Origin of the sequence: Roseovarius aquimarinus (assembly GCF_043661195.1) — a bacterium.
Classification (GTDB): Bacteria; Pseudomonadota; Alphaproteobacteria; order Rhodobacterales; family Rhodobacteraceae; genus Roseovarius; species Roseovarius aquimarinus.
Map to the genome: position 1 here is coordinate 3,617 of NZ_JBIHMM010000010.1, position 2,638 is coordinate 6,254.

The 2,638-nt window shown below is 53.9% G+C and carries 1 tRNA gene and 2 rRNA genes (1 of these 3 only partly in view); all 3 read left to right on the forward strand.

Annotated features, from left to right (window positions below):
* Window positions 1-2,268: ribosomal RNA gene (locus ACGRVM_RS16340) — 23S ribosomal RNA — on the forward strand (it extends 708 nt beyond the left edge of the window).
* Between the two features lie 100 nt (window positions 2,269-2,368).
* Window positions 2,369-2,483 (forward strand): 5S ribosomal RNA (gene rrf, locus ACGRVM_RS16345).
* Window positions 2,484-2,560: 77 nt separating this feature from the next.
* Window positions 2,561-2,637: transfer RNA gene (locus tag ACGRVM_RS16350), tRNA-Met, on the forward strand.
* Window position 2,638 lies beyond the last annotated feature (1 nt).

The window sequence follows — 2,638 nt, forward strand, 5'->3', positions numbered from 1 at the left end:
GTGTGACGGCGTACCTTTTGTATAATGGGTCATCGACTTGGTCTATCTAGCAAGCTTAAGCCGTTAGGTGTAGGCGCAGCGAAAGCGAGTCTTAATAGGGCGCATGAGTTAGATGGATCAGACCCGAAACCGAGTGATCTAGGCATGACCAGGATGAAGGTAAGGTAACACTTACTGGAGGTCCGAACCCACACCTGTTGAAAAAGGTCGGGATGAGTTGTGCCTAGGGGTGAAAGGCCAATCAAACTCGGAGATAGCTGGTTCTCTGCGAAATCTATTTAGGTAGAGCGTCATCCGAATACCCTCGGGGGTAGAGCACTGGATGGGTAATGGGGCCCCACAGGCTTACTGATCCTAACCAAACTCCGAATACCGAGGAGTACTGGATGGCAGACAGACAGCGGATGCTAACGTCCGTTGTCGAGAGGGAAACAACCCTGACCTACAGCTAAGGCCCCTAATTCATGGCTAAGTGGGAAAGCAGGTGGGACGACCAAAACAACCAGGAGGTTGGCTTAGAAGCAGCCATCCTTTAAAGATAGCGTAACAGCTCACTGGTCTAAACAAGTTGTCCTGCGGCGAAGATGTAACGGGGCTCAAGCCATGAGCCGAAGCTTAGGATGATGATTGCTTGCAATCATCGTGGTAGCAGAGCGTAGTGTGACATAGTTCCGTGTCTCTTTAGCGACTTCGGTCGTTACGGAGACGTGGAGCTTTCGATGAAGCGGGCGCGTGAGCGATCCCGTGGAGAGATCACTAGTGAGAATGATGACATGAGTAGCGACAAACAGTGTGAGAGACACTGTCGCCGAAAGTCCAAGGGTTCCTGCTTAAAGCTAATCTGAGCAGGGTAAGCCGACCCCTAAGGCGAGGCCGAAAGGCGTAGTCGATGGGAACCAGGTTAATATTCCTGGGCCAGATGGAAGTGACGGATCTCGAGGGTAGTTCATCCTTATCGGATTGAATGGGCTGCTTAGAGGTTCCTGGAAATAGCTCCATCGCTGGATCGTACCCTAAACCAACACAGGTGGACTGGTAGAGAATACCAAGGCGCTTGAGAGAACCACATTTAAGGAACTCGGCAAAATACCTCCGTAAGTTCGCGAGAAGGAGGCCCGGTTGGGAGGCAACTCTTGGCCGGGGGCACAAACCAGGGGGTGGCGACTGTTTACTAAAAACACAGGGCTCTGCGAAGTCGCAAGACGACGTATAGGGTCTGACGCCTGCCCGGTGCCTGAAGGTTAAAAGGAGGGGTGAGAGCTCTGAATTGAAGCCCAGGTAAACGGCGGCCGTAACTATAACGGTCCTAAGGTAGCGAAATTCCTTGTCGGGTAAGTTCCGACCTGCACGAATGGCGTAACGACTTCCCCGCTGTCTCAAATGTGGACTCAGCGAAATTGAATTGCCTGTCAAGATGCAGGCTTCCCGCGGTTAGACGGAAAGACCCCGTGCACCTTTACTACAGCTTCGCACTGGCATCAGGATTGTGATGTGCAGGATAGGTGGTAGACTTTGAAGCCGGAACGCCAGTTTCGGTGGAGTCGTCCTTGAGATACCACTCTTCGCACTCTTGATGTCTAACCGCGGTCCGTTATCCGGATCCGGGACCCTGCGTGGCGGGTAGTTTGACTGGGGCGGTCGCCTCCTAAATCGTAACGGAGGCGCGCGAAGGTTGGCTCAGACCGGTCGGAAATCGGTCGTTGAGTGCAATGGCAGAAGCCAGCCTGACTGCGAGACTGACAAGTCGAGCAGAGACGAAAGTCGGTCATAGTGATCCGGTGGTCCCAAGTGGGAGGGCCATCGCTCAACGGATAAAAGGTACGCCGGGGATAACAGGCTGATACTGCCCAAGAGTCCATATCGACGGCAGTGTTTGGCACCTCGATGTCGGCTCATCTCATCCTGGGGCTGGAGCAGGTCCCAAGGGTACGGCTGTTCGCCGTTTAAAGAGGTACGTGAGCTGGGTTTAGAACGTCGTGAGACAGTTCGGTCCCTATCTGCCGTGGGTGTAGGATACTTGAGAGGAGTTGCCCCTAGTACGAGAGGACCGGGGTGAACGTTCCACTGGTGGACCTGTTGTTGCGCCAGCAGCAGTGCAGGGTAGCTATGAACGGACAGGATAACCGCTGAAGGCATCTAAGCGGGAAGCCCCCCTCAAAACAAGGTATCCCTGAGAGCCGTGGTAGACCACCACGTCGATAGGCCGGAGATGTAAGCGCGGCAACGCGTTCAGTTGACCGGTACTAATTGCTCGATAGGCTTGATTTGATCCAGTAAAAGCCAGACCGCAATCGCGGAGACGGCACTTACCGGCATCAGTCATACACACCTCAGTGTACAGACTTGGACCCCTCGAGGTTTTACTCGGTTTGGTGATCATAGCACGAGCAAAACACCCGGTCCCATCCCGAACCCGGCCGTTAAGTGCCGTAGCGCCAATGGTACTGCGTCTCAAGACGTGGGAGAGTAGGTCGTCGCCAAACCTAGTAAAACCTCGAAACAAACACGTATCTCTCTTTCGATGACCCTCACTCAATACTAACGTGAGGCGCGCAAATGGCGCGGGATGGAGCAGCCCGGTAGCTCGTCAGGCTCATAACCTGAAGGTCGTAGGTTCAAATCCTACTCCCGCAACCAA